The organism is Psychrobacter sp. 78a-MNA-CIBAN-0178 (assembly GCF_040309625.1).
Classification (GTDB): Bacteria; Pseudomonadota; Gammaproteobacteria; order Pseudomonadales; family Moraxellaceae; genus Psychrobacter; species Psychrobacter okhotskensis.
Genome location: NZ_JBEOOZ010000022.1, coordinates 25,765 through 51,557 on the forward strand (window position 1 = coordinate 25,765; position 25,793 = coordinate 51,557).

19 protein-coding genes are annotated in these 25,793 nt (G+C 45.6%); 3 read left to right on the forward strand and 16 right to left on the reverse strand.

Going from position 1 to position 25,793, the window contains the following annotated elements; translation table 11 throughout:
* Positions 1-36: 36 nt before the first annotated feature.
* On the reverse strand, positions 37-912 hold the full coding sequence (locus AAEY80_RS11385; protein WP_025653110.1) for a mechanosensitive ion channel family protein: 876 nt from the start codon (positions 910-912) through the stop codon (positions 37-39).
* Positions 913-1,073: 161 nt separating this feature from the next.
* Positions 1,074-1,961, reverse strand: a complete 888-nt coding sequence (locus tag AAEY80_RS11390) for an energy transducer TonB (RefSeq protein ID WP_201566356.1) — start codon at positions 1,959-1,961, stop codon at positions 1,074-1,076.
* Between the two features lie 770 nt (positions 1,962-2,731).
* Here AAEY80_RS11390 and AAEY80_RS11395 point away from each other — a divergent pair.
* A complete protein-coding gene (locus AAEY80_RS11395; RefSeq protein WP_201566355.1) occupies positions 2,732-3,529 on the forward strand; it encodes a hypothetical protein in 798 nt (265 codons plus the stop codon).
* A 185-nt stretch (positions 3,530-3,714) separates the two neighbouring features.
* Here the strand turns inward: AAEY80_RS11395 and AAEY80_RS11400 are convergent, their stop codons facing one another.
* From AAEY80_RS11400 to ndhC, 14 genes are all read right to left on the reverse strand, one after another.
* Entirely contained in the window at positions 3,715-4,545 is an 831-nt protein-coding gene (locus tag AAEY80_RS11400) for a ferredoxin--NADP reductase (RefSeq protein ID WP_201566354.1), read from the reverse strand.
* 171 nt (positions 4,546-4,716) lie between these two features.
* Positions 4,717-6,195, reverse strand: coding sequence for an NADH-quinone oxidoreductase subunit NuoN (gene nuoN / locus AAEY80_RS11405; RefSeq protein WP_025653105.1), 1,479 nt, complete (start codon positions 6,193-6,195; stop codon positions 4,717-4,719).
* A gap of 3 nt (positions 6,196-6,198) precedes the next feature.
* Positions 6,199-7,827 carry an NADH-quinone oxidoreductase subunit M gene (nuoM, locus tag AAEY80_RS11410; protein ID WP_025653104.1) on the reverse strand — a complete coding sequence of 543 codons (1,629 nt, stop codon included), beginning with the start codon at positions 7,825-7,827 and terminating at the stop codon, positions 6,199-6,201.
* Position 7,828: 1 nt separating this feature from the next.
* Positions 7,829-9,703 (reverse strand): NADH-quinone oxidoreductase subunit L, encoded by a 1,875-nt coding sequence (gene nuoL / locus AAEY80_RS11415; RefSeq protein WP_350588339.1) that lies wholly within the window; start codon positions 9,701-9,703, stop codon positions 7,829-7,831.
* Between the two features lie 4 nt (positions 9,704-9,707).
* Positions 9,708-10,016, reverse strand: a complete 309-nt coding sequence (gene nuoK / locus AAEY80_RS11420; protein ID WP_025653102.1) for an NADH-quinone oxidoreductase subunit NuoK — start codon at positions 10,014-10,016, stop codon at positions 9,708-9,710.
* 98 nt (positions 10,017-10,114) lie between these two features.
* Positions 10,115-10,846, reverse strand: coding sequence for an NADH-quinone oxidoreductase subunit J (gene nuoJ, locus AAEY80_RS11425; RefSeq protein ID WP_101211531.1), 732 nt, complete (start codon positions 10,844-10,846; stop codon positions 10,115-10,117).
* The gene (nuoI, locus tag AAEY80_RS11430) at positions 10,843-11,358 is read right to left on the reverse strand and encodes an NADH-quinone oxidoreductase subunit NuoI (protein ID WP_420825602.1); all 516 of its coding nucleotides are present in this window, start codon (positions 11,356-11,358) and stop codon (positions 10,843-10,845) included. The genes nuoJ and nuoI overlap by 4 nt, the downstream gene beginning before the upstream one ends.
* Positions 11,359-11,596: 238 nt before the next feature.
* Positions 11,597-12,583 (reverse strand): NADH-quinone oxidoreductase subunit NuoH, encoded by a 987-nt coding sequence (gene nuoH / locus AAEY80_RS11435; RefSeq protein WP_037026128.1) that lies wholly within the window; start codon positions 12,581-12,583, stop codon positions 11,597-11,599.
* A 52-nt stretch (positions 12,584-12,635) separates the two neighbouring features.
* Positions 12,636-15,713 (reverse strand): NADH-quinone oxidoreductase subunit NuoG, encoded by a 3,078-nt coding sequence (gene nuoG, locus AAEY80_RS11440; protein ID WP_350588340.1) that lies wholly within the window; start codon positions 15,711-15,713, stop codon positions 12,636-12,638.
* Positions 15,714-15,723: 10 nt separating this feature from the next.
* Positions 15,724-17,148: an NADH-quinone oxidoreductase subunit NuoF gene (gene nuoF, locus AAEY80_RS11445; protein WP_350588341.1), complete on the reverse strand. Its 1,425-nt coding sequence runs from the start codon at positions 17,146-17,148 to the stop codon at positions 15,724-15,726.
* Positions 17,145-17,654, reverse strand: a complete 510-nt coding sequence (gene nuoE, locus AAEY80_RS11450; RefSeq protein ID WP_201566350.1) for an NADH-quinone oxidoreductase subunit NuoE — start codon at positions 17,652-17,654, stop codon at positions 17,145-17,147. The genes nuoF and nuoE overlap by 4 nt, the downstream gene beginning before the upstream one ends.
* Positions 17,655-17,836: 182 nt before the next feature.
* Positions 17,837-19,612, reverse strand: a complete 1,776-nt coding sequence (nuoC, locus tag AAEY80_RS11455) for an NADH-quinone oxidoreductase subunit C/D (protein ID WP_350588342.1) — start codon at positions 19,610-19,612, stop codon at positions 17,837-17,839.
* Between the two features lie 153 nt (positions 19,613-19,765).
* Positions 19,766-20,434, reverse strand: a complete 669-nt coding sequence (locus AAEY80_RS11460; protein WP_290188855.1) for a NuoB/complex I 20 kDa subunit family protein — start codon at positions 20,432-20,434, stop codon at positions 19,766-19,768.
* 120 nt (positions 20,435-20,554) lie between these two features.
* Complete coding sequence (gene ndhC, locus AAEY80_RS11465) at positions 20,555-21,178, reverse strand: NADH-quinone oxidoreductase subunit A (RefSeq protein ID WP_350588343.1); 624 nt, start codon at positions 21,176-21,178, stop codon at positions 20,555-20,557.
* A gap of 848 nt (positions 21,179-22,026) precedes the next feature.
* Between ndhC and AAEY80_RS11470 the strand changes: the two genes are divergently transcribed.
* Positions 22,027-24,060, forward strand: coding sequence for a UvrD-helicase domain-containing protein (locus AAEY80_RS11470; protein ID WP_350588344.1), 2,034 nt, complete (start codon positions 22,027-22,029; stop codon positions 24,058-24,060).
* A 134-nt stretch (positions 24,061-24,194) separates the two neighbouring features.
* Positions 24,195-25,598, forward strand: coding sequence for a magnesium transporter (gene mgtE, locus AAEY80_RS11475; RefSeq protein WP_101211522.1), 1,404 nt, complete (start codon positions 24,195-24,197; stop codon positions 25,596-25,598).
* The last annotated feature ends 195 nt before the right edge of the window (positions 25,599-25,793 follow it).

Genomic DNA, 25,793 nt, shown 5'->3' on the forward strand with positions numbered 1-25,793 from the left:
TTAATAAACAGTTAAATTTACGCGGCCAATCTTTGGTTAGTCTTTAGTCATGGTTAGCTTTTGTGCCTCACCCATTTGGTTAATCATTTGATCTAGACCTTTGACATGGACACTACGCTGCGGGAATGGAATCTCAATTTTCTCATCATCAAGCGCATGTTTAAACTGTTCAAGCAAGTCACATTGCATTGACCACCAGTCGGCGTTAGTCGTCCAGACATTTAAAGTCAGATCAACCGAGTTATCACCTAGGTTGGTCACCCGTACGATGGGCTCAGGGTCCGTAAAGGCCATTGCATTATTTCTAGCCAAACTTAGCATGACCTCTTTTGCCGTTTTAATATCGGCATCATAGCCGATACCTACTGTGATATCGACACGGCGATTGGGCAGCGCCGTATAGTTGATGACCGCTGAGGTAGTGATATTGCTATTAGGAATAATAATATCGTGATTGTTGGTCGTCGTAATATGCGTATTGACTAGCGTAATCTCAGTGACGGTGCCAGTGTAACTGCTGATCTGCACAAAATCACCGCGTACGAAGGGACGAAAAGTCACAATCATGATACCAGCCGCGAAGTTTGACAGCTGATCTTTGAGGGACAGACCAATCGCAACCGCAGCACCACCTAATATAGCGACAACCGAGGTAGTCTGTACGCCAACTTTACTTAGCGCAGCCAAAGATACCACGACCAGCAGTACCCCATAAATTAACCGACCTAAAAAGCTTGCAACGGTGTCATCTAAGTGGCTACGTAGCATAATTCGATGCGCGACGGTGACAGCTTTTTTTGCCAGCCAGCGCCCTACGACGAATATGAGTATGGCTAAGGCCACTTTAATAACTAAGCCTAAAGCGTTACTGGTTAAGCTGGCAACATCTACGGTAAAACCTAAAAATTCCATACTGACTCTTTACTCTATTACTGTGTTTTATGAATGTGGGTAGTTGCTATAAAAGACACGATTATTAAAAAACGGCCATTAAAGACTATCATTAAAAAATTGTCGTTAAATCTATACCGTTATAGACGTCATTTTGAAAAATAGAATGGGCTTTTAACAGTTTAATAAGTCACGTCTACTTTGTCACTATAACGATAGGTACGTATCAAACGCAACTCGACGATATCATGCATGTCTTCAGTGAATTTGCCAAAGGGCGCTGCTTGCCGTACTGATTGCTTGGCAGCTTCATCGAGTATCGTGGAGTTTGAGCTTTCAAGCAGACGAATGGCTTTAATATTGCCATCATGATTGATAATAACCATGAGGCGCACCTCGCCCGTAATACCTTGCGCACGCGCTTGGGCAGGATACTGTAAGTTGCCAACGCGCTCGACGTGCTCACGAAAAGTATTGATATAATCGGCAGCTGCACCACGCGTCGTTGAATTACTGTCAACGGTCACCACTTTCGACTTGGTCGCGTAGAGCTGCTGACGCTGAGACAGTTGCGCCTCTAACGTGGCAATCTCTTTACGCAGCCGCTCTTCTTGCGCCATGAGATCATCTTTTGCTTGCTTACTGTCATTATCAGACTCTACCGTAGCCTGCCGCCAGCTCAGCGTGGTACGCAGATAGCTCTCTTGATAGCGCTGCTGGCGCACTTGGCGCTGCAAACTGATCACATCTTGCGTTTCGCTCATTTGCTCAGCAGAGAGCGGACTACTCTGATCGCTCTCTTGCCGCAACGGTTCACGCACTGTGCCACCGCCCTCTTGGGAGGCATTGGCAATAAAATGCGCATCTTCATTCGGCTGCATATTATCGGTGAGTGCCTTGGCCACGTCTTGCATCATCGCGGCAGGGTCTTTGCCCATCGAAAAACTGATACCAAAAATAATCACCGCATGGACGGCAACGGCGATGACAATAGCAACAGGCAAGCTAATATCACGCTTAGGGGTTTGCGCTGAAAAGTGGTAGCTTTGCGAGTCTTTGATATAGGCCACAATTGGTCTCAGCTTTTAGGTATGAGCGAGCTTATAGTTATTTATAAATATAAGGGTGCAGACAATATGATTGTAATGTTGGCGCGCTATTTAAAGCACATGAGCATATGTCGGCGCTATCATAACATGACACATAATTATGTCGCTAGCATAACTGTTGCTAGCACACATTGCATCATCTTGGCATTTTTTGGCAAAGTCATAACCTAGCGAGGGTGAGACAGTTTTATGACGAATATCTGTTAACAGGGGTACATTATTAGTTTATTAACCTGCAATAGGTTTAAATGAATAGCGACAAAACGCATGTGTTCATTTTGCATGCTGCTGATTTGTTATATACTGTTTCTAATGATGACAATAATAAATAGTAGGTATTACCCTAACAATCGTGAATTTCTATTGTATATGACATAGCGCTGCTCTAAGCTTAGGGCGTGTCCTCCTTTGAAAAATGGAGATAAAAATGAAATAAATTGCAGTCAATCAAGGAAAACAGCGCAGATAATATCGGGATATTGCCCAGCTCTTTGACGACGTTTGACAAAATTTAGCCATTTTTAGCTCATTTAGAGGTTCATCGCTTGAATTGAGGACACGCCCTAGTATCCATATATGTCATTTAAACCCGTTTTATAGTGACCATTTTTTGAGCCAAAACTACTTTGAACTCATGTAGCATGTCTGACTTTTACAAGACGTTTTCTATTTTATAGACGCTATTTTTCATAAACGCTACTTTGCGTCGCCTCTGATGTTGCTGCCCGATAATGATAAGGATAATAAGTTTGAGTGATTTTGATAACATGAATAATTCAGACAGCTTCGATGACTTCTTCGATAGTATCGGCTATCGTTTTGACGAGTCATTCAGCGATGGTTGGGAGCGCCTGACCCAGACTATTAAGAATATATATAACAGAACGACTGACAAGTTTGAGGACGAGCTATCGCTGCCAGTGGCACAAATCTATGTCAATGATGCCCTGCAAAAGTTCGTGACCGACAATGTCAAAGCCATCTTAGAGCTGCGTGTTGAGATGCATGACGATTGGTTCCGCTTATACTGCACGATAAATGCAGCCGGTATTTATGCGGAAGTTGCCAGTAATTTTAGCTTGGTTCATGTGCAGCTTGATCGCAATGTACAGCGCTTTGTATTTGGGCAGCAGACTTATACCGATGTGCTCAACCTACGCTGCGAGTCGTTTATCAAGCGCCAAGGCATTAAGCTCTTTATCTGGTTCTATCACCGCATCTTGAAAAAAGACCCGTTGGGTTTTATTTTGTCCTATATCAATATCGCTCGCGCAAAAGACGAAGTCATCTATCTTGATATCAATCGCTGGCTGAAGAAGAACAAAAAAATCATGAGCACTTTGCATAAGGTGCAAGTAAATTATGGCGAAATTGAAGAAGAGCAAATGATTTTGAAAACGCAAATCAATTATAGAGATCTATTGGCAGCGAGCAGCAACGAAGACATCATTGGTGACGATGATGAGCCTGAGCTGATGCAAGGCCCAATCAATCCAATTGCTGATGCCACTGAGCCGAGTCAAGTTTAGACATTATTACTCTTAGCTCATAAAAAAACGCTGATTCTTGGAGACTATGGTCTTTTAAGAGTCAGCGTTTTTTTATTGATACCAATTTTTTGTAGCTTCTGTCTGCGCAGGCACAGCAAGCAAGGAAAATTGATATCAGCAGTGCGTCATGTATCGATATTACTTTTTACTAACTATAGCGAGCGTTACCAGTAGTTTTCTACCGCAATATTGCCCTCACCGCGACGATTCATCACCAAACCTAACGACTTTAGCGTCTCTTTAGTGTCTTCTACCATATCTGGATTGCCACATAACATAACATGCGTGCTCTCAGTGTCTAACGCTATGCCCGCGCGTTCTTGTAACGTACCATCTAATAGCAGTTTTGGTAGCCGCTCTGTCAGTGCGCCCTCAACTGGCTCACGAGTAACAATAGGAATGAAGATTAATTTGGCTGGATTATCGACCAGCGAGCCAAAGTCTTCTTGCAAGCGTTCAATCTGCTCGACATAGGCCAGCTCCTCTATCGAGCGCGCACTATACGCCAAGACAATATGATCGTAATCCTGCCACGTTTGCAAGTCTTGTAGCATCGACAAGAACGGTGCCAAGCCCGTACCTGTCGCCAGCAGCCATAAGTCTTTTGGCAACGGCTTTTGATAACGGGCCAAGGTTAAAAAACCAAACGGCATGGTATTGAGCAATAGCTCATCGCCCACTTGTAAGTGCTGCAGCTGCGAGGTGAACGCGCCATCAGGAATCACGATAGAGAAAAACTCTAATACCTCATCAAAAGGAGATGAGACGATAGAATAGGCACGAAAGATATCTTCATTCAATGCAGCATTAGGTGCATCTTTGGCAGACCCGCCTTGCTGCTGATAATATTTTAATTGACTCGGGTTGACACCCAAACGTACAAATTGCCCCGCCGTAAATTTAAAACTATCTGGACGGCTGACGGTAAAGCTAAACAAATTCGGGGTCCAAGTGGTTTTACTCAGTACCGTCACGCTTTGGATATTGTCACTCATAATCATTTGTCACTCATATTTTATTAAGATTTATACTTATAAGAATTTAAAAAGTACAAAAAAAGATGCGCCAAGCTTATCATAAAGCGGGCGCATCTTGTTTTTCTAACCGTAACAGCAGATAAGCAGCTCCATAAAAATGCAGCGACTTACCTTACATTTATAATAGTATTACCAAATACGAGCCAGACTTGCCCACTCAATTAAGGTGTTTGGCAAGATACCGAAGAAGACAATCAGCGCAGTCGCGGCAATCACCATGATACCACCGGTACGAATACCCCATTGTCCAGCGACGTCAAACTCGATAAATTGCTTAGGACGTTTAAATAAGGTAAGCATCACGCGCAAGTAATAGAACAAGCCAATGGCACTACCCAAGATAATCATAGCCGCCAAGAACCAATGCGTGCCTTGTACCGCAGCCAATATCGCAAACAACTTAGTGATAAAGCCTGCCGTCAGTGGAATACCAGCCAATGACAACATCATAATTGTCATAACAGCGGTCAGCACCGGACGACGCCAAAACAGCCCTTGATAATGGGTCAGCTCATCCGCTTCACCAGCCAATCGATACGGGCTCGACATCAAGGTCACCACACCAAAAGCACCGATAGAGGTAAACGCATAAACGGCCATATACATGCTAGAAATACTATCCGCTGCCGTACCAATGCTGACGATGACAATAAGCACGTAACCCATATGCGCAATGGATGAATAACCCAATAAGCGTTTTAGGCTAGTCTGACGGACTGCCAACAAGTTACCCGCCAAAATCGATAAGGTCGCCATAACCATCAGTAACATCTGTACCGACGGTAATGCCAATAAAGACGTATCGATTAAGAATCGTACTGCAAGCGCCATCATAGCGACCTTTGATACCGATGCTAAAAACGTGGCAATCGGTGCCGGTGCGCCTTCGTAAACATCGGGCGTCCACATATGAAAGGGTGCAGCCGACAGTTTAAACGCAATACCGAACATCATCATTGCCGCGCCGAGTATTAATAGTGGCGACTCAAACACGTCACCCAACATAATACTAATCGGTTTAAAGGCCAACGTGCCGACTTGCGCATAGATAAAGGCCATGCCCATGAGCAAGGTTGCCGATGCCGTCGCTGACAGCACCAGATACTTAAGCCCTGATTCAAGCGAGCGATTGCGCATGTAAGTATAAGACAACAGACCATAGAGTGGCACTGAGAGCAGCTCTAAGCTCATAAAGAACGATGCCATATGCTGAGCACAGACCATGAGCAGCGCGCCAGTGGTCGATAGCAGCATGAGCAAGTACAGCTCATCTTTATTGTCTTTGAAATCAGCCAAATAAGCATAAGACAACGTACAGCAAGCCAGCGCACAGATCAGTATCACTACCATATTGAACTGCGCAAAGTTATCAATCACAAAAAGCTGTTCGGCGACTGGTAACTGCGACCCACTAGTAATGATGCCTGCCATTTGCCCAATTAACGTAAACAAACCAATGTTGAGACCAACGACTGTAATAGTGCCGGTTATCATATGTGAGCGTTTAATAGTGATGGCGATCATTACCAGCAATACCGTAATGACGACGGCAATGATCGGTGCATAAGGCATCAGTCCCATCAAATCATTCATCGTAAATTCATTCATGACTTAACGTGCCTCCATTGCATCAAGCAGCTGCGATGCGTCTACTTGTGTCACTTGACTATATATATAGGCATTATTAATCCACTGCATCGCGTGGCTTGAGGTATCAAGGAACGGCTGTGGATACAGTCCGAGCCAGACCAAGCCTGCGGCGAGCATCAGTAATAATGACAGCTCACGTTTGCCCAAATCTTTTAATTTGCGGCTCGGTAAACCGTGTGATTTGGTCTCGCGCATGGCCAATTCTTTAACATTATTGGTACCAAACAACGCGCTATGAATCAAGATAAGGGAGTACAACCCTGCCAATACCAAGCTAAAGGTGGCCAATATCACAAACACAGGATACTGAGCAAATGCGCCTAATAAGATCATGAACTCGCCGATGAAGTTACCAGTACCTGGAATACCTAACAAAGCGGCACAGAAGAACATCAGTATCGGTGCATAGTAGCGGAATTGTCCCCACATACCGCCCATTAAGGTTAAATCGCGGGTATGCAGACGCTCGTACAACTGCCCTGCCATAATAAATAGAGCCGCTGAGCTTAAGCCATGGGCCAGCATTTGAATCATCAAACCTTGCAAGCTGAGCAACGTACCTGCATAGATTGCCAATACCACAAAACCCATGTGCGAGATACTGGTATAAGCCAGCAGGCGCTTCATATCGGTCTGCATAAAGGCTAGCCATGCGCCATAAAAGATACCAATCGTACCCAAGGTCATGGCTATTGGCGCAAAATCTTGTGATGCGGCTGGGAACAGTGGTAAGACAAAACGAATCAAACCATAAGCGGCGGTCTTGATCAGTACCCCTGCCAAATCCACTGAACCGGCGGTTGGTGCCTGCGCATGGGCGTCAGGTAGCCAGCCGTGAAAGGGAACAATCGGTAGCTTGACCGCAAAGCCAATAAAGAAGCATAGCATGATGGGATATTCCCAACCGCCAAGCGAGGTACCGAGCAAGTCATTATAATTAAAGCTGACCACGCCTTTTTGTGCGTAGCTAATGATTACCAGTACCAAGATACCGACCAACATGATGAGGCCAGACGCTTGGGTATAGATAAAGAACTTGGTTGCCGCGTATTCTTTGGTCTTGCCACCGACCACATCATGACCCCAAATAGCAATCAAGAAGTAGATAGGAACCAGCATCATCTCCCAAAAGAAGAAGAATAAAAACAAGTCAATTGCTAAGAAAACACCGATAACGCCGCCCAAACTCCACAGCAAGTTTAGATGAAAGAAACCAACGCGGCGCTGAATCTCATTCCACGAACAGGCCACTGCTGCGATACCCAGTAGCCCTGTAAGAGCCACCATCATAAGCGACAAACCATCCATCGCTAAATGAAAACTAATACCAAAAGTCGGTATCCAAGGCACCATAAATTCAGCGACCCAAGGCACAGCAGCATCTGGTGCAATCACCTGCTTGCTCATACCACCAAAATCACCGTATTGCCACAGTACCAGTGACAAAGCAAAAGTCAACGTCATACCAATTAAAGCAATCCAGCGCGGCAGACGTTTATTAAAGCGCTCTACCAGCCAACACAGCAATCCAGCAATAAACGGAATCGCAATCAATGCTGGTAGCATCCACGTTTGTTGTAACTCAATCATTTTATACCACCGTCATCATTACCAGCACCAGCAATACAGCCATGCCCAAGCCAAAGCTTGTAGCGTAACCTCGAAGTGACCCTGTTTGCGTCGCAGACAATACCCTATTACCAGCCGATGCCAGCTTAGGTAATAGGAGCCACGATTTATCGACAGGATCGGCTTTAAATAAGCGGCCGATGAACAAAAAGGGTTTTACAAAAATTATATCGTATAGCGCATCAAAGCCCAGACCGTGGTAGCACCAATGATATAACGCACCGCCGATACGTGAGCGCTTAAAGCGTGTGAGTGTACGACCTTTATCCACCACATATAATAGTGCTGCTAAGACAAGCCCTGCGAGCATCGCACCCATCGCGATATACTCTGCGGTGTGCTTGGCATGCGCTTGACCAGCAACTTCTAATAAGTGTCCAACGCTCTCTGGCAGCACCCCTTGCAATGGCGGAGTAATCAATGCGCCAACCGCAGTTGATAACACCAGCAATACAGTCAGTGGCAACCAATATGACACCCCTGACAACGTGTGCGCATGGGTTTTTTCTTCGCCAAAAAACACAATCCAAATCATACGGAAAGTATAAAGCGCGGTTAAGAAAGCACCGAATACACCCATATAGAATAAAACTTGATGACCAGTGGCATAGGTTTCCCACAGAATGGCTTCTTTAGAATAAAAGCCAACGGTGACCCAAGGTATCGCAGCCAGCGCACCGCCACCGATGATATAACACCAAAACACCAATGGAATCTTTTTGCGTAAGCCGCCCATCTTAAAGATATCTTGCTCGTGGTGTACCGCCAAAATGACTGCGCCTGATGACAAAAATAGCAACGCTTTAAAGAAAGCATGGCTCATCAAATGGAAGATCGCTCCTTGCCATGCGCCCACACCAAGTGCTAAGAACATATAGCCAATTTGGCTCATAGTCGAATAAGCAAGGATACGTTTGATGTCAGTTTGCGCCAGTGCACAAAAGCCAGCAACGACCAACGTCAGTGCTCCAACGCCGCCGACCCAATATAATAAAATACCAGGCGTCAGCAGGAACAGTGGATGCAGACGGGCGATTAAATAAACCCCTGCCGTGACCATCGTTGCCGCGTGAATCAATGCCGAAACTGGCGTCGGACCTGCCATCGCATCGGCAAGCCACGTATGTAATGGCAGCTGTGCTGACTTACCCATCGCGCCACCAACGAGCATCATGGTCGTTAGAATCATCGTTGGATTGTTAATATCAAACACGTCTGGAGCGCGCGTAATAATCTCTTGAATATTAAGCGTGCCAAATTCGCGGAATAATAAAAACAAACCAAAGGCTAAGAACACATCACCCACACGGGTGACAGTAAAGGCTTTCATCGCTGCACGACCATTAGCGCGGTCATGATAATAAAAACCAATCAACAAGTACGAACAAATACCAACGCCTTCCCAGCCGAGATATAGCAAGAACAGGTTATCTGCCAAGACTAGCAATAGCATGCTGGCGACAAACAAATTCATATAGCTAAAGAAACGCGCAAAGCCTGTATCGCTTCTCATGTACCATGCGGCAAATAGATGGATTAAAAAGCCAATGCCAGTAATAACACCTGTCATCGTTAATGCTAAACCGTCAAAGCTCAAGCCAAAGCTTGGTGCAAAGTCTCCCACTTGGAACCAAGTCCATAGCGGAACCTCAATGACCGTGCCCGCAGGATGCGTCGTTAAAAAAGTATAGCTGACCACCAGTGTACATAGCGCTGATAGCAGCATACTACCGACACCGACAATCGCGGCTACTTGCTCTGATAATTTGTCACGCATAAAGGCTAAAATCAAAAAGCCAACGAGCGGGAATATAAAGGTTAATGGTAATAAACTCATGACATCATCCTTTCATCTCATTGGCGCTATCGACATCGAGATGCCCACGCTGATGATAAAAACGTAATAATATTGCCAGACCAATAGAGGCTTCAGCGGCTGCCAACGTCAAAATAAAGATAAACATAATTTGTCCATCCGGATCGACCCAGCGACTGCCTGCGACCACAAACGCTAAGGCTGCCGCGTTCATCATGATCTCAAGGCTCATTAGCATAAATAAAAAGTTACGCCGTACCATGACACCGCACAGACCAATGGCGAATAAAATTCCCGCCAAAATTAGTCCGTGGCTCATGGGTATCATACCCAGTACATTCTGCGCCGCGGCAGCGGGCTGTACTAAGCCTGCCACCTCATGGGCAAACGGCACGTTCGACACGTCTTGTGCCACGCTTGCTGCTAGTACCATCAGTCAGACTCCTTGCGCGTGACTTTCTTCATACCCACCTGCATACTTACCTTCTTACCAACGTAGTCATGTGGATCGACATCTTTATATTCGTAGGGTTTAGCCATTTTTACCGCATCATGTTCAGTATGAGTGCTATCGTTATCGTATTGGGTGATACTGCCCACACTGGGCTTAAAGTCCTGACTGTCATTGCCGACAATTTCATCATCACTCGACTCTTTGCCCACATGATACGCAGCCACTAGCGCCGCTAATAATAACAAAGCAGCGACTTCTACCAACATAATATACTTACTAAATAAGGCAGTACCCACTGCTTTAGCAGGAACACTCATACCACCAATAACGGCTGCTTCGTCGTGATTAAGACCAATCAGCGCATAGAGCACAACGGCGATAACGATCGTCAACCCTGTCGGTATTGCCCAAGTGCCTGCATCGAGCCAGCGCTCTTCACGCTCATCATTACTCATACCCAAGTTGAGCATCATAATAACAAAGACGAAGAGCACTAAAATTGCGCCAGCGTAAACAACAATTTCTAACGCCCCAGCAAATGGCGCACCCAGCACAAAAAATATGCCAGCGACCGCCAATAAAGACACAATCATCGACAAAATAGCGTGTACAGGATTGGCATGGGTAACTACCCGTAGACTGGCAAAGATAGCCACCGCGGCAAGCGCATAAAAACCTGCCAGTTCAGGATTGTTCAAGATATTCATCATGGCAGCAAGCTCCTTAGATCAATCGGTGCTGCTTCATTTTGAGCAGCGCCTTTTGGTTTGTCCGCTACCGCCATACCCGTCACACGATAATAGTTATAATCGGGATATTTACCCGGTCCTGAAATCAGCAAATGCTCTTTTTCATAAACCAAATCTTGGCGCTTATATTCACCGAGCTCAAAGTCGGGGGTCATTTGAATCGCGGTCGTCGGACAGGCTTCTTCGCATAGGCCACAAAAAATACAGCGCGAGAAGTTGATACGGAAAAACTCCGGATACCAACGACCATCTTCACGCTCCGCTTTTTGTAAGGAGATACAGCCGACTGGACAGGCCACGGCACATAAGTTACAAGCAACACAGCGCTCATCACCATCAGGGTCGCGAGACAATATAATACGTCCACGAAAGCGCGGCGGTACCGGTACCGGCTCTTCAGGATAAAGGATGGTGTCACGTGGCCTAAGGGCATGACTGTTAACCATCCACATACTGCGTACAATGGTAAACATACCAATGACGATCTTTTTTATGGCCGTAAAAAAAGTTGCTAACATGGAACTTTCCTTTGCATATTTGCAATGCTAAATGATTAGGTTTATCCCAAATATGGATAAAGTTGCTCAACAATACGAGCAATCACCTCATTTCTATCCGAAAAATCACGGATGTATCTACCACAAACAAACTTATAAAATAAGATACGTGTTCTTCATTCCAAACTACCGCAATGATATTACGTCAATGCCTTTAATCCATCATCAGCAATATGACTGCCGCAGTAGCCAATAAATTAATCAGCGTGACGGGCAGGCAGACTTTCCAGCCAAAGTTCATCACCTGATCATAGCGCGGACGCATGAGTGAGCCTCGAGCCAGAATAAACATGGTCATAAAGAATAGCGTCTTAATCATGAACCAAAAAGCGGGTGGAATGAATGGAATATCTAGGTTAAAAGGCGCAAGCCAACCACCGAAGAATAAACATGTCATTAATGCAGAAATCAAAACGACGTTGACATATTCGCCGATAAAGAACATCCCAAACTTCATGCCTGAATATTCAACATGATACCCTTCGGCCAGCTCTTGCTCTGCTTCTGGCTGATCAAATGGATGTCTGTGCGTAACAGCCACACCAGCCACGACAAAGGTCAAAAATCCGAAAAACTGCGGAATGATATACCAGCCGTCAATTTGTGACTCGACAATCTCGCGTAAGTTAAATGAGCCGGTCAAGGCAACGACACCCATCAACGATAAACCCAAGAATACTTCATAACTGATGGTTTGCGCCGCAGACCGTAAGCCACCGAGTAAAGAAAATTTATTAGCCGATGCCCAGCCACCAAACATAACGGCATAAACAGCGATACCTGCCATCGCAAAGAAAAACAGGATACCGATATCCCAATCAGCCACACCCAGTGTTGGTGAGATAGGAATAACTGCGAACGATGCCAACGCAGTAAACATGGCCACTGCAGGTGCTAGAGTAAATATAAATTTGTCGGTAAAATTGGGCGTCCAATCTTCTTTAAAGAAGATTTTGAGCATATCCGCGACCAGTTGCAAAGAGCCAAAAGGTCCCACACGGTTTGGACCATAACGGTCTTGCCAAAGCGCCAACATACGGCGCTCATAGACAATCATCAACGCTGCAACAATGACTACCACTAAAAAGATAACCAAAGATTGTACGACCAAAAAAAGTATCGACCAAGTATCAAAGCTCATGCTACTCGCTAAAAAGCTTGGCACATCAGGGATAATACGGGTAACTTGCATATTACACCTCCTGTGTAGTGGTCGGCGCGTTGTCTACTGACGCTGTATCGTTAGTATTCGCAGTTAAAGAGCTGTCATTAGCCATACTGCCCATCATCGTTACTGGCGCATCAACCTTACGTACTGATGCTGGCATGGATGGATGAATAATACTCACCTGCCCAACCGGATAACCAATACAACCTTCTGCTAGATAACCGACAATCTGTACCGGCAAGGTGATTTGCTGCTTATCAATCTCAATGGCTAAGTAATCACCAGCTGCAATATTCCAGTCTTTGGCATCGTCCATACCAATACGCCATGTCGCGATAGGCAATTGCTCAGCTACGATTGGGCTACGTGATGCCATCATTGAGCTGGCATAAATATTATAAATAGGCACAAGCTTAGCCTGTCCCTGCTGCATGTCGGTCGTGGTTGCAGACATCGCTTCTGGTGCAACATATTGACGCATGGCTAAACGCTCTAATTGATCAAATAAGCGTACACCGGGATCACCATTTTTTAGACTGCCGCCCACTTTGTCTTGATACTTATTCCACGCTTGCGGTGAGTTCCAACCTGCCGCATTGGCAAAAGGAATCATCGAGCTTGGTGTTTGTTTGCCACTATAGCCTTCCATTGAAAAGGTTAAACCAGTATCCAAATCTTTTGGCTGCATTGGCTCATGGACTGAGATTGGGGCCCGCATGGCGGTACGGCCTGAATAGCGACGCGGCTGACGGGCAATCTTTAGACCCGTCATACGGTAATCAGCATCAGGCGCAGCATTCTTGATACCAGCAAGCTTAGGATGCGTAGCGATTAGTGCATTAATAACATCATCAAGCTGTGTCCAATCGACGTCGCGACCTTCAATACTGCTATGTACCGCGTGCAGCCAGCGCCAGCCTTCTTTGATGCTACTCATCGGATGATAATATTCGTTATCATAAACTTGGAAGAAGCGCTGGGCACGACCCTCAGCAGATATCAATGTGCCGTCTGCTTCTGCAAAACTAGCCGCTGGCAATACGATATCGACGTCTTTATGCCAATCAAGTAGCTGATGATCCAATGCAATGACGGTTTTATCAGATAATAGCTGCGTTAATTTATTGGCATCGATGGCATCAGTCAGCTGATTTTCAGCGACGATGACGACATCAAAATCAGTCGCTAACAATTCTTCGACTGACTGACCGCCGAGCATGCAGACACCCATGCTGTTGGCATCAGGAACCGTTAGATAGACACCGGCTTGCGCATGATAGCTGTCATTCACTTCTTTTAGCTCAAGCTTGGTTGCAGGCTCACGCTCGACATCGTCTTGTGCTTCTGTATCAACGCCCGTTTCCGGTTTGTTGGGTTTAGCAGACAAGTCTTTGTCTTCGCTTTGCTGAGCAGTTGCTGTTTGTGCTTCAGCGGCGCGAACCTGCTCATTATGTGCCTCAACTTGCTGCTGTTCCGTTGCTTTAATCGCAGCACGTTTTTGTGTTAATGCTTGAGTAATCTGTGCCGCCGCTTCTATTAATGCGGTAGACGACAGGCTAGTACCAGAGATGATTAATGGCTTATCCGCTTGAACCAAATCATAAGCGATCTGCTGAGCCAATGCTTGCATCGCATCCACATTAGCGTCTTGTTCAGCCGCTTGTGGGTCCGCTACTTCTGCTAAATCATCAGCGAAGTTAGCAATTTCATCAGCGACTTTAAAGCCAAGTTTAGTGATGTCTTCAGGTGTGGCAACCACGCTCACTTTACTGATGTCTTCTAGCTTGGTTTGGGTCACATCGATGACATAGACTGGGCTTAACGCATCTTGCGCGATACGCTTAACCGGTTCAGCAAGCCAAGGCTGCGTTTGCAGCGCCGCCGCCATTTTTAGGCCTTCGTTCTTTGCGGCTTGGCGTACTGATAATGCCACGCGTGATGAAGTCTGCGTGATATCTTCACCCAATATCAACACCGCATCATGACTTTCAATATCGGTCATGCCTGGGTTATAAATCCCTTCGGTGCTGAGCACTTCGATGCATTTATTGACCAGTGCTTGCTGCTGATGATTCAGACCTGTTGAGAAGTTATCAAAGCCGACCAGATTTTTTAGCGCAAAGTTAGTCTCTAAACTGGCACGTGGTGAGCCAATCCCGATAACTTTTTTATCTTTGATACGTTTGATGGTTTCATCAAGAGCGTAGTCAATATTAATTTTGACATGCTTATCATTGATGCGTTCAAGCGCTTGGGTTGGACGATCATCACGATTGACATAGCCATAACCAAAGCGACCACGATCACATAAGAAGTAACGGTTTACTTCGCCGTTATAGCGGTTTTCGATGCGGCGCAATTCACCATAACGCTCACCTGGTGAGATATTACAACCTGCTGAGCAACCATGACAGATGCTTGGTGCGTACTGCATATCCCATTTGCGGTTATAGCGTTCAGAATGCGTTTTATCGGTAAATACACCCGTTGGGCATACTTCGGTTAAGTTGCCTGAGAACTCGCTTTCAAACTGACCATCTTTATCACGGCCAAAGTAGACGCGATTGTTTGAGCCATAAACACCCAAATCTTCGCCGCCTGCGTAGTCTTTATAAAAACGTACACAGCGATAGCAAGCGATACAGCGGTTCATCTCATGCGCGATAAACGGACCAAGCTCTTGGTTATGATGGGTACGTTTGGTAAAGCGATAACGACGACGGCTATGACCTGACATGTAAGTCATATCTTGCAAATGACAATGGCCGCCCTCTTCACAAGTTGGACAGTCATGTGGATGGTTGGTCATCAGTAGCTCAACCATCGACTTGCGGAATGCTTTGGCTTCATCGTCAGTGACCGAGATGTACATGTCATCGCCAGGGGCAACCATACATGACATAACCAGACGACCGCGACCGGCTTCCATATCTTCTTTATTTTGGAATTGCTTGACCGCGCACTGACGGCAAGAACCGACTGAGCCAAGGGCTGGATGATAACAAAAATACGGCACATCAATGCCGAGTGATAAGCAGGCTTGTAGCAAGTTATCTGCGCTATCTACTTCGACAGTGGTCCCATCAATATGTATGACTGCCATGCCGCTCTCCTTATTTCACTTCTGGCTGTTGATTGGCTGCAGCATCAATGACATCTACACCAACCGCCTGCGCGATTTTTTGATCAAACTCTGGACGGAAATATTTAATCGCACTCATCAGTGGTTCCATCGCACCCGGAGCATGCGCACAGAATGTTTTACCAATCCATAAGTCACGCGTCAGACCCTCTAGTTTTTCCACATCGCCGACTTGCCCTTCACCATCATTGATGGCGGTAAGCAGTTTAACGCCCCAAGGCAATCCATCACGGCACGGGGTACAGAATCCGCAAGATTCGCGTTGAAAGAAAATCTCAAGGTTGCGCAGCAGTGGCACCATGTCCTGTGCTTCGTCAACGACCATAATCAACCCAGTACCCATACGGCTACCGGCTTCTTGAATGGTGTCGAAATCCATGACCACATCTAAGTGATTGGCAGTCAAAAAGTCAGTCGATGCACCGCCAGGTAGCCATGCTTTTAACGTCTTACCTTCTTTCATGCCGCCAGCCAACTCTTCGATAATCTCGCGAGCCGTATAACCAAATGGCAATTCCCACAGACCTGGGTCATTGACCAATCCTGAGCAACCAAACAGTTTGGTGCCTGGCGTTTTACTTTTACCTTTAATCTCGGATAGTGATTGATACCACTCTACGCCGTGATTCAAGATGGCTGGCATATTGCATAAGGTCTCAACGTTATTGACAACCGTTGGTCTGCCCCATGCACCAGAGATTTGCGGGAAAGGGGGTTTGGTACGTGGGTTAGCACGGCGACCTTCTAAGCTGTTAATCAATGCGGTTTCTTCACCGCAGATATAACGCCCAGCGCCAGTATGCACATGCAGATTGAAGCTAAAGTCTGAGCCAAGAATATTGTCGCCCATTAGATTATTGGCCAGACATTCTTCAATAGCCGCAACCAAACGCTCAGCAGCCAATATATATTCACCGCGGATAAAGATATAGCCGTCAGTCGCGCCGATAGCGTGCGCAGTAATGAGCATGCCTTCAATCAACTGAAACGGCAGACGCTCCATCAATAGACGGTCTTTAAAGGTACCCGGCTCCATTTCATCAGCATTACAGATGAGGTAGCGTGGCAAGCCGTCTGGTGGTGACATAAATGACCATTTAAGACCGGCGTTAAAACCTGCACCGCCACGACCTCTGACGTTGGCTGCTTTAATCATATTGCCGACGTCTTTAGGCGACTGAGACAATGCTTCTTTTAGGCCCGTAAAACCTTTTAGAGATTCATAAGTGGCTAAATCGAGTACAGCATCATGATGTGCCAAACGCCATGTCAGCGGTTTGGTTTCGCTAGTGGCTGTGGCCTTATCACCATAAATTGGAACACGCTGTGCGTTTAGCTGACTTGGCGCTTGGCCTTGACCGCGACGAGCAATCTGCTCTGAAATCGTTAAACTCATGCGTATAGCTCCAATAATTGCGCAACCTCTTCAGGCTGGACAGGACCATAAGTGTCTTCGTCTATCAGCACGGCAGGACCTTTGTCACAGTTACCCAAGCAGCAAATCGGTAATAGCGTAAAACGACCATCAGCAGTCGTCTGTCCATACTCGATACCCAACTGCGATCTAATCTCAGCCGATAGCGCCTCATAACCGGTCAAATAACACGCTACTGAATCACAAATAAGAATCACATGGCGACCAACAGGCTGACGATAGATACGGTTAAAGAACGTGGCAACACCGTCCATATCTGACATCGGAATATCTAAGATATTGGCAATGGCATTCACTTGCGCATCATCGACCCAACCGTTGCGCTTTTGCACGATTTTTAGCGCGTCTAGCGAGGCGGCGCGCGCCTGTGGGTAATGATGCATAAACTCGTGAATGGCAGCAATTTCCTCAGCAGTGAGGATACTTGCCACATCTACTTTTGGCATTTTGTCGGAAACAATTTTCATAATCTTCTATCTTTCCTCACTCATCACGCTTTATCACAATACCATAACTGTCTAAATACTGACTGTCATTGCACTGAAACATTACAGCATTTTGGTGTGCCATCTGGCAGTAATATATTGATTAACTTATCTTTTTTCAAAACCATCATTTCTGATTAAAGCTCTATTCTCAAACCAAAGCACTAACGATCACAATCGGCCATCACAATATCAATCGATGCCAGATACATAATGGCATCAGATACCAAGGATCCATTAATCACTGATGGCATCTGCTGCAAATGTGCAAATGTCGGCGTACGTATACGGGTGCGATAGCTCATCGTGGCCTTGTCTGAGGTGATGTAATAACTGTTCAGACCTTTAGTCGCCTCAACGATCGTCGTACATTCGCCCGCTGGCATCACAGGACCCCAAGATACTGAAATAAAGTGATTAATAAGCGTTTCGATATCATTTAGCGTACGGTCTTTCGGCGGCGGTACTGCTAGCGGATGATCAGCTTTGTATGGACCTTGTGGCATATTATCCATACATTGGCGGATGATGCGCAATGACTGACGCATCTCTTCAACTTTCACCATACAGCGGTCATAAGCATCACCGTTGTAGCCAACCGGTACTTCAAAGTCGTAGTTCTCATAGCCCATGTACGGACGCGCTTTACGTAAATCAAAATCCAAACCTGTTGCACGTAAGCCTGCGCCTGTCACACCCCAAGCCAATGCTTGCTTAGTGTTATATTGTGCAACACCTTGAGTACGACCTTTTAGCACACTGTTTTGCAATGCCGCTTTGACGTATTCGTCCAAGCGTTTTGGCATCCACTCTAAGAACTCACGAACCAAACGCTGCCAGCCACGCGGCAGGTCAGCAGCAGTACCGCCGATACGGAACCACGCTGGGTGCATACGATAGCCAGTGACGGCTTCGATGACATCATAGGCTTTTTGGCGATCGGTAAACATATAGAATACCGGCGTCATACCACCCGCATCCTGAATAAAGGTACCGACGAACAGCAAGTTATTGGTAATACGGAAAAACTCACTCATCATCACGCGGATGGTTTCAGCGCGCGGAGGGATAGTAATACCGGCAAGCTTTTCAACCGACATGATGTACGGCAGCTCGTTCATTACGCCGCCAAGATAGTCGATACGGTCGGTATAAGGAATAAATGAGTGCCACGTTTGACGCTCCGCCATTTTTTCGGCGCCGCGATGGTGATAGCCAATATCAGGGATACAATCAACGACTTCTTCACCGTCAAGCTGCAACACCAAACGAAAAGCACCATGAGCCGATGGATGGTTAGGACCAATGTTCAAGAACATAAAGTCTTCATCGCGACCTGAGCGCTTCATGCCCCACTCTTCTGGAACAAAACGCAGATTTTCTTGCTCATATTGCTGTTTGGCGGTATTCAAGAAGTAAGGGGTAAATTCAGTCGCACGCGCATGATACTCTTTACGTAGCGGATGACCTTCCCAGTATTTTGGTAATAAAATGCGAGTCAAATGCGGATGCCCACTAAAGACGATACCAAACATGTCCCACACTTCACGCTCGTACCAGTTGGCATTTGGCCAAATTTGGGTGGCGCTCGGTACATTGAGATCGTCTTCGTCTAGCGCGACTTTGATACGGACATCACTATTACGCTCAAGCGACATCAAATGATAAAACACCGTAAAGTCACTGTCAGGCAAGCCTTGGCGATGTTGACGCAAACGCTCATCTATCGCTGACAAGTCAAACAGCATGACATAAGGTTTTGGCAACTTACGCAGGAATAAGAGAACGTCTAACAAATCAGCACGCGCCACCCAAACCGTTGGAATCTCATCAACAGTGTGCTGCACCACAAATTTGCCGGCATATTTATGCTCCAGCTCTTTGATAACTGCTGGGACAGGCTTAATCTTAGGATCTATGTTTTCGACTACCGTGACCATGAATGATGTATTCCTTCATTAATCATAACTGAACTATGTTAGTCATAACCGAACTATGTCAACCATAACTGAGCTATGTTAATCATAACCGAACTATGATAAGCGCATAAAATTTTGAGTTTTTTTGCTGTGAATCTAAATACTGTCTAGAACTTAAATACCATCTGGGCTACGTAAGTTTTTGACAGCGATACGATCTGCTTGCTTACGGTCACGCTCAGGCGTCATTTGTGGCTGGTAGATACCCTGCTCATTGACATGAATACCTAACGGACGACGCTCTTTGGTAATAGACTCTTGCAGCAGCATCAAACCCTGAATCAAGGCTTCTGGACGCGGTGGACAACCAGGTACATAAACATCGACAGGTATGATTTTGTCTACACCTTGTACCACTGAGTAGATGTCATACATACCGCCCGAGTTGGCACAGGCACCCATTGAGATGACCCATTTCGGCTCAAGCATTTGCTCATAAAGACGCTGAATAACAGGCGCCATTTTCACAAAACAAGTACCAGCAACGATCATCACATCCGCCTGACGTGGCGACGCACGAATGACTTCCGCACCAAAGCGTGACAAGTCATGAACGGCTGTTAAGGTGGTGGCATATTCGACATAACAGCAAGAAGTACCAAAGTTAAATGGCCATAGTGAGTGCTTGCGCCCCCAGTTTGCTGTTGAATGAACAAGGTCTTCAAGACGACCCATAAAGACATTTTTATTGACTTCGTCTTCGAGCGGGTCATTGACCGTTTGACTCGTCTGTGCAGGATAGGTATCTGCATCAGGGTTGGCTTTAGTTAATGTGTATTTCATAACATACAACCTTTATATTTGGCGCAGCGTGGCAATCGTCTTGCCATTATTGTCGCCTTAACTTCTATTATTAATAGATGACCATTTTGCGATGAAGTGCCGCAAGGCTGTCAAAGGTGATTAGCGTTTGACAGTATCCTGTTGCGCAGGCGTCGCAAAATCCACAGAGGTAATATTACCTGTGGTATTAATGTGATCAATATTTTGTAGATGACGGCGATTGGTCTCAATGTTATTTGAGACATTAATCTGTCCTGACGACTGTGCAGGTATTTTACCCGTTGGGTCAACCATCAGCTCATCGACACCATCAAACTTGGTGATGTCTGCCAAATTAAAGCCTGCAGGCGCTGCATGTAGACGGGCTTTTTTGCGGCGTTTGTCCGCCGGTGCCCAGTTCATCGCACCCAAGCTCAGCTCGTAGATCAAACCGATGATAAGAATGGTAATAAAAGTAGCGGCAGCAGCAAAACCAAGCCAGCCCGCTTCACGAACAGAGACGGCATAAGCGTATAGGTATAACGCTTCTAGATCAAAAATCACAAAGAAAATCGCCACCAAATAGAATTTGGCAGACAAACGAATACGGGCGTTGCCAGCTCCGACAACACCCGCTTCAAATACTTCTTCTTTTTGTGAACCCTGAGAGCGACCGCCAAGCAAACGCGGTACGACCAGCATAAAGACAACCAGCCCAATGGCGGCTAGGATAAAAGCAATTGCTGACCAATTAAAAGCAGACATGATAATACGTGCTCCTCACCCAATCGAGTGTTAAGCGCAGCGCAGATACACCAGTTAAGGCAGTCGTGCGACAGGCGTAACGCAGACGAAAACACAAAGTAACTGTCAATGAGTCACTCACATAAGCAACTCGTTAACTATTATAGGTACTGTGCTGGTAATAACCAATTATCAAGCTTATTGACGACGGTGTCAGACGTGACCAACTATAGAATTTCCGGCACGCATGCGGAGAAAGCTGGTCGCCTAACGCATCTTCTAACAACGTAAGATCAACGTATTAAATCAATATCATATTTGATGTTTTATTTAATTGATTTAATAGCTCATTACACGTGGTCAATAATGACGTGACAACTGGCATAAATTATTTACGTACTATACGCATATCATGGCTCAAAAGCTAGTTTTTAACTGTATTGTACGGTCACTTTATAGGCAAAAAAAACATATTTTTTTTATTATAAATTATGCTATAGACGTTACCTTATATTGAGCACAAATCCACATTTCTAAAAAAGCGCTGGTATATATAATGTAAGTCACCAGATCCAAACGATTTTTTACTAGGCACTCATCATTGAACTCCTCACCCAAAGATAGGGTTTTTGCTTTATAATAACCCACCGAATTTCATGGTTATGTCAGTGGCTGTTTTAATGACGGCTCTCATGATTAATTGTCACAAAATATTAATGATCATGAGCTTGATGAGCAGACTGCATGATTAACCCTATCGATGCCATATGACACTATCAATTTGCTTAGTATGGGCATTTTTCACTTAGCTAAATCGCTTTCAATATCAGCTCTGTTCTCTTTTTTGCTTTTGTCTTACAGGTCACCTTATGAGTCAACTTAATCCCAAACAACAAGAAGCGATGCTCTACGTATCTGGTCCATTGCTTGTGCTAGCAGGTGCAGGCTCCGGTAAGACGTCAGTGATTACTCGCAAAATTGCTTACCTCATCGAAGAATGCAACATGCCAGCTGAGCGCATCACGGCGGTGACCTTTACCAATAAAGCCGCGCGCGAGATGAAAGCTCGTGTCAGTAAATTACTGCCAAGCGAAAAAATGCGCGGTTTAACAGTATCTACCTTTCACCAATTCGGTCTGCAATTTTTGCGTTATGAGCTGATTCATACGCCTCTAAAAGGTAACTTCTCTATCATGGACAGCGACGATAGTAAGCGTTTGCTGATGGAGCTGATGATGCGCGACAACTTAAGCGGTGCGGAAAGTCGCGAGCTGGTTGGCAAGGCCATTAAATTCATTTCTGACTGGAAAAATGATTTGGTTGAACCTGACAAGGCGATGGAAACCTTAGACGACCCAGAAGATATGATTTTTGCCACTTTATATGCCCTATATGAGCGTAATCTACGTGCTTATAATGCCGTCGATTTTGACGACTTGATTGTACTACCAACCAAGATACTGCGTGAAAATCGAGAACTACGTGATAAATGGCAAAACCGTATTCGTTATTTGCTCGTCGATGAGTATCAAGACACCAATACCGCCCAGTACGAAATGATTAAATATCTGGTCGGACCGCAAGGGCGCTTTACCGTGGTTGGTGACGATGATCAGTCTATCTATGCGTGGCGCGGGGCTAAGCCTGAAAACATGGCGCTGCTAAAAGAAGACTTTCCAAAGTTGAAAATCGTCATGCTTGAGCAAAATTATCGCTCGACTACCCGTATTTTGACCTCAGCCAACGCCGTTATTATGAATAACGAACATTTATTTGAAAAGAAACTGTGGTCGGATAAAGGTCAAGGCGAAAAAATTCGCATTATTAATTGCCGTAATGATGACGATGAGTCCGAACGGGTGGCAAAAGAAATCGTTACTCACAAGCTGCGCTTTGGTAATGAGTGGGAGCAATATGCCGTCCTCTATCGCAGTAACTTTCAGGCACGCATGCTAGAGGCGCAATTGCGTCAGCTGCAAGTGCCTTATAAACTGTCCGGTGGTCAATCATTTTTTGCCCGTAGTGAAATCAAAGACATCATGGGCTATTTGCGCCTGATTTTGAATCCCGAAGATGACAGTGCATTTTTACGCATTATTAATACGCCCAAGCGCGGTATGGGACCAGCAACGCTGGAAAAACTGGGCTTATTTTCGCAAGAACACAGCATATCGTTACTGGCCTCTTGTACGCATGCAGGTCTCAGTCATGTGTTGCCGTCTAAAGCCTATGGCACGATAAAAGAGTTTGGTGAGTTCATTGAGCATTATACTCGCGAGCTGGATCAACACCCTGACCCTGTGCCAATCGTGCGCCAGATGATTGATGAGACCGGTTATATTGACTTCGTCCGTAGCGATGCCAAAACGCCGCAACAAGAAAAGAACCGTATCGATAATATCGACATGCTTTATACCAGTATTCAATCGTTGATTAATCGCGCGGAAGAAGATGAAGACCGTACCATTGATACCATTATTCGCAAGCTGGTGTTACTCGACATGCTTGAGCAACAGCAAGAAGAAGAAAACACCAACAAGGTCAACCTAATGACCTTGCATGCGGCAAAAGGTCTGGAGTTTGATTTTGTTTATATCATGGGCCTTGAGGAAGAGATGCTGCCACATCGCAACTCTATCATGAGCGAGACGGTCGAAGAAGAACGGCGTTTGATGTATGTGGGTATTACCCGAGCCCGTCGTGAGCTGACGTTGACTTTAGCGACTCAGCGCCGCGCCGGTGGGCAGATGCGCGTGACCTCTGAATCACGCTTTTTAGATGAATTACCAGAAGATCATATCGACTGGCCAGCCAAAGCGAAAAAGAAAAAAGCGACCAAAGATCCAGAAGCCGTCGCTGATGAATATTTGGCCAATATTCGTGCCTTACTGGGTAAACGCTAGACCGATAAAAATCGTAACATGGCTAGTGGCTAGAACATGCACTAGCCACTAGCCATGTTACATTGAGCGCCACACCATTAGCATGAGGTTAATGGTTGGCAAAAAAACTATTCACTCACTACTCTGGAACGATTATGCCTGCTCCCACGCCTACTCCTGATCGTCAGCCAACCTTGCAGGCAGATTATAATCCGTTAGAATATAGTGCCGAATATAAGCTGTTATATCTACAGGAACTGGTCGCTAAAGACTCGCATAGCGACATCGCTGAGTTCTTAATCAAGCAGTCAGAGTATGAGATTGCCAACCTACTCGAATCCTTCCCGACGCAAGCGCGGCGCATTATCTGGGCGCAAGTCCCTGACAACTTAAGAGGTGAAGTCCTCGCTGAGCTGGACGTAGATACGCGCCAGCCCTTGATGGAAAACATCTCTTCAAAAGAGATATCGCTTTTTACCCAAGACCTTGATGCGCAAGATATCTCTGAGATTCTAGACACCGTTACTGAGAGCGTGCGTACCTCAGTCATGGCGACTTTAGATGAAGATATTAGGATTCAGGTTAATAAGCTCGATACCTATGCCGACTGGGAAGTTGGTAGCTATATGGATCCCGACCTCATCCAAGTGAAGGATGATATTAGTCTGGCGCAAGTACAGCAATGGCTGCGCGAAAACGACGACTTACTTGATGATCAAAGCCAAGAGCTACTGGTCGTCGATCAAGGTCAGCAGTTACTTGGGCTACTCAGTCTGGTCGATTTGATCAAGCATGATCAGAATACCTTGGTCTCAGCGCTGATTGATAATGCGATTACCATTAATGATCGCTTAGACATTCAAGATGCTGCCGCGATTTTTCGTTCAGAAGACATTCGTTTTGCGCCAGTGATTAATAGTCATGGCGAGCTGGTTGGTCAATTAAATGGCGAAGACATCATGGAAATTATCCAAGATGATGTCGACAGCACCATGAAAAATCTTGCTGGTGTCAGCCAAGATGAAGAGCTGTTTGCGCCTATTTTAACCAGTGCCAAAAGCCGTAGTATTTGGCTTGGCATCAACTTGTGTACCGCGCTTTTAGCCGCAGCGGTGATTGGTCAGTTCGAGGAAGTACTGGCGCAAGTGGTGGCGCTGGCGATATTGATGCCCGTGGTTGCTAGTATGGGCGGCATCGCTGGCTCGCAGACGCTGACTGTGGTCATTCGCGGTATGGCGATGGGTCAAATCGGTGGTTCTAACCGTCTGTGGTTACTCAATAAAGAGCTGTGGGTCGGTGCGATAAACGGTATCATCTGGGCGATAATTATGGCGTTTATCGCGCAACTGTGGTTTCATGATATTAAAATTAGCTCGGTGATCGGTTTTGCTATTGCCATTAATATGACCGCTGCCAATGTATCGGGCATTAGTATTCCATTGGCATTGAAACGCATGAATATCGATCCTGCGCTGTCCGCTTCGGTTATCTTAACCACCGTGACTGATATCGTCGGCTTTATGTCATTCTTGGGCTTGGCAAGCGTGCTGATTCTTTAGTAAAACCGTTATTAGAAGTTAAATCCCAAAAGTTAAAAATCAGCAGCTATTTATAATAATAGTTGCTGTTAAGTATATTTAAAATACTCAAAGTTAAAAATGTGATTCGTTCTATTTATAAAACCTAGATTCAAATAAGAAGTGCAACGTTTTAAAAGAATGAGTTGAAGAGTAAGATGTGCCGTGTTGCATTTC

What these genes read in the sequence shown, in the direction of transcription:
- nuoC (WP_350588342.1), bottom strand. Translation starts at nt 19,612, where the DNA reads ATGGTCACGGTAGTCGAAAACATAGATCCTAAGATTAAGCCTGTCCCA.
- nuoJ (WP_101211531.1), bottom strand. Translation starts at nt 10,846, where the DNA reads ATGATGAATATCTTGAACAATCCTGAACTGGCAGGTTTTTATGCGCTT.
- AAEY80_RS11385 (WP_025653110.1), bottom strand. Translation starts at nt 912, where the DNA reads ATGGAATTTTTAGGTTTTACCGTAGATGTTGCCAGCTTAACCAGTAAC.
- nuoF (WP_350588341.1), bottom strand. Translation starts at nt 17,148, where the DNA reads ATGAGTTTAACGATTTCAGAGCAGATTGCTCGTCGCGGTCAAGGCCAA.
- nuoN (WP_025653105.1), bottom strand. Translation starts at nt 6,195, where the DNA reads ATGAATGAATTTACGATGAATGATTTGATGGGACTGATGCCTTATGCA.
- nuoE (WP_201566350.1), bottom strand. Translation starts at nt 17,654, where the DNA reads ATGAAAATTGTTTCCGACAAAATGCCAAAAGTAGATGTGGCAAGTATC.
- AAEY80_RS11400 (WP_201566354.1), bottom strand. Translation starts at nt 4,545, where the DNA reads ATGAGTGACAATATCCAAAGCGTGACGGTACTGAGTAAAACCACTTGG.
- nuoM (WP_025653104.1), bottom strand. Translation starts at nt 7,827, where the DNA reads ATGATTGAGTTACAACAAACGTGGATGCTACCAGCATTGATTGCGATT.
- nuoL (WP_350588339.1), bottom strand. Translation starts at nt 9,703, where the DNA reads ATGAGTTTATTACCATTAACCTTTATATTCCCGCTCGTTGGCTTTTTG.
- nuoI (WP_420825602.1), bottom strand. Translation starts at nt 11,358, where the DNA reads ATGTTTACCATTGTACGCAGTATGTGGATGGTTAACAGTCATGCCCTT.
- ndhC (WP_350588343.1), bottom strand. Translation starts at nt 21,178, where the DNA reads ATGTCTGCTTTTAATTGGTCAGCAATTGCTTTTATCCTAGCCGCCATT.
- nuoG (WP_350588340.1), bottom strand. Translation starts at nt 15,713, where the DNA reads ATGGCAGTCATACATATTGATGGGACCACTGTCGAAGTAGATAGCGCA.
- AAEY80_RS11395 (WP_201566355.1), top strand. Translation starts at nt 2,732, where the DNA reads ATGATAAGGATAATAAGTTTGAGTGATTTTGATAACATGAATAATTCA.
- mgtE (WP_101211522.1), top strand. Translation starts at nt 24,195, where the DNA reads ATGCCTGCTCCCACGCCTACTCCTGATCGTCAGCCAACCTTGCAGGCA.
- nuoH (WP_037026128.1), bottom strand. Translation starts at nt 12,583, where the DNA reads ATGAGCTTTGATACTTGGTCGATACTTTTTTTGGTCGTACAATCTTTG.
- AAEY80_RS11470 (WP_350588344.1), top strand. Translation starts at nt 22,027, where the DNA reads ATGAGTCAACTTAATCCCAAACAACAAGAAGCGATGCTCTACGTATCT.
- AAEY80_RS11460 (WP_290188855.1), bottom strand. Translation starts at nt 20,434, where the DNA reads ATGAAATACACATTAACTAAAGCCAACCCTGATGCAGATACCTATCCT.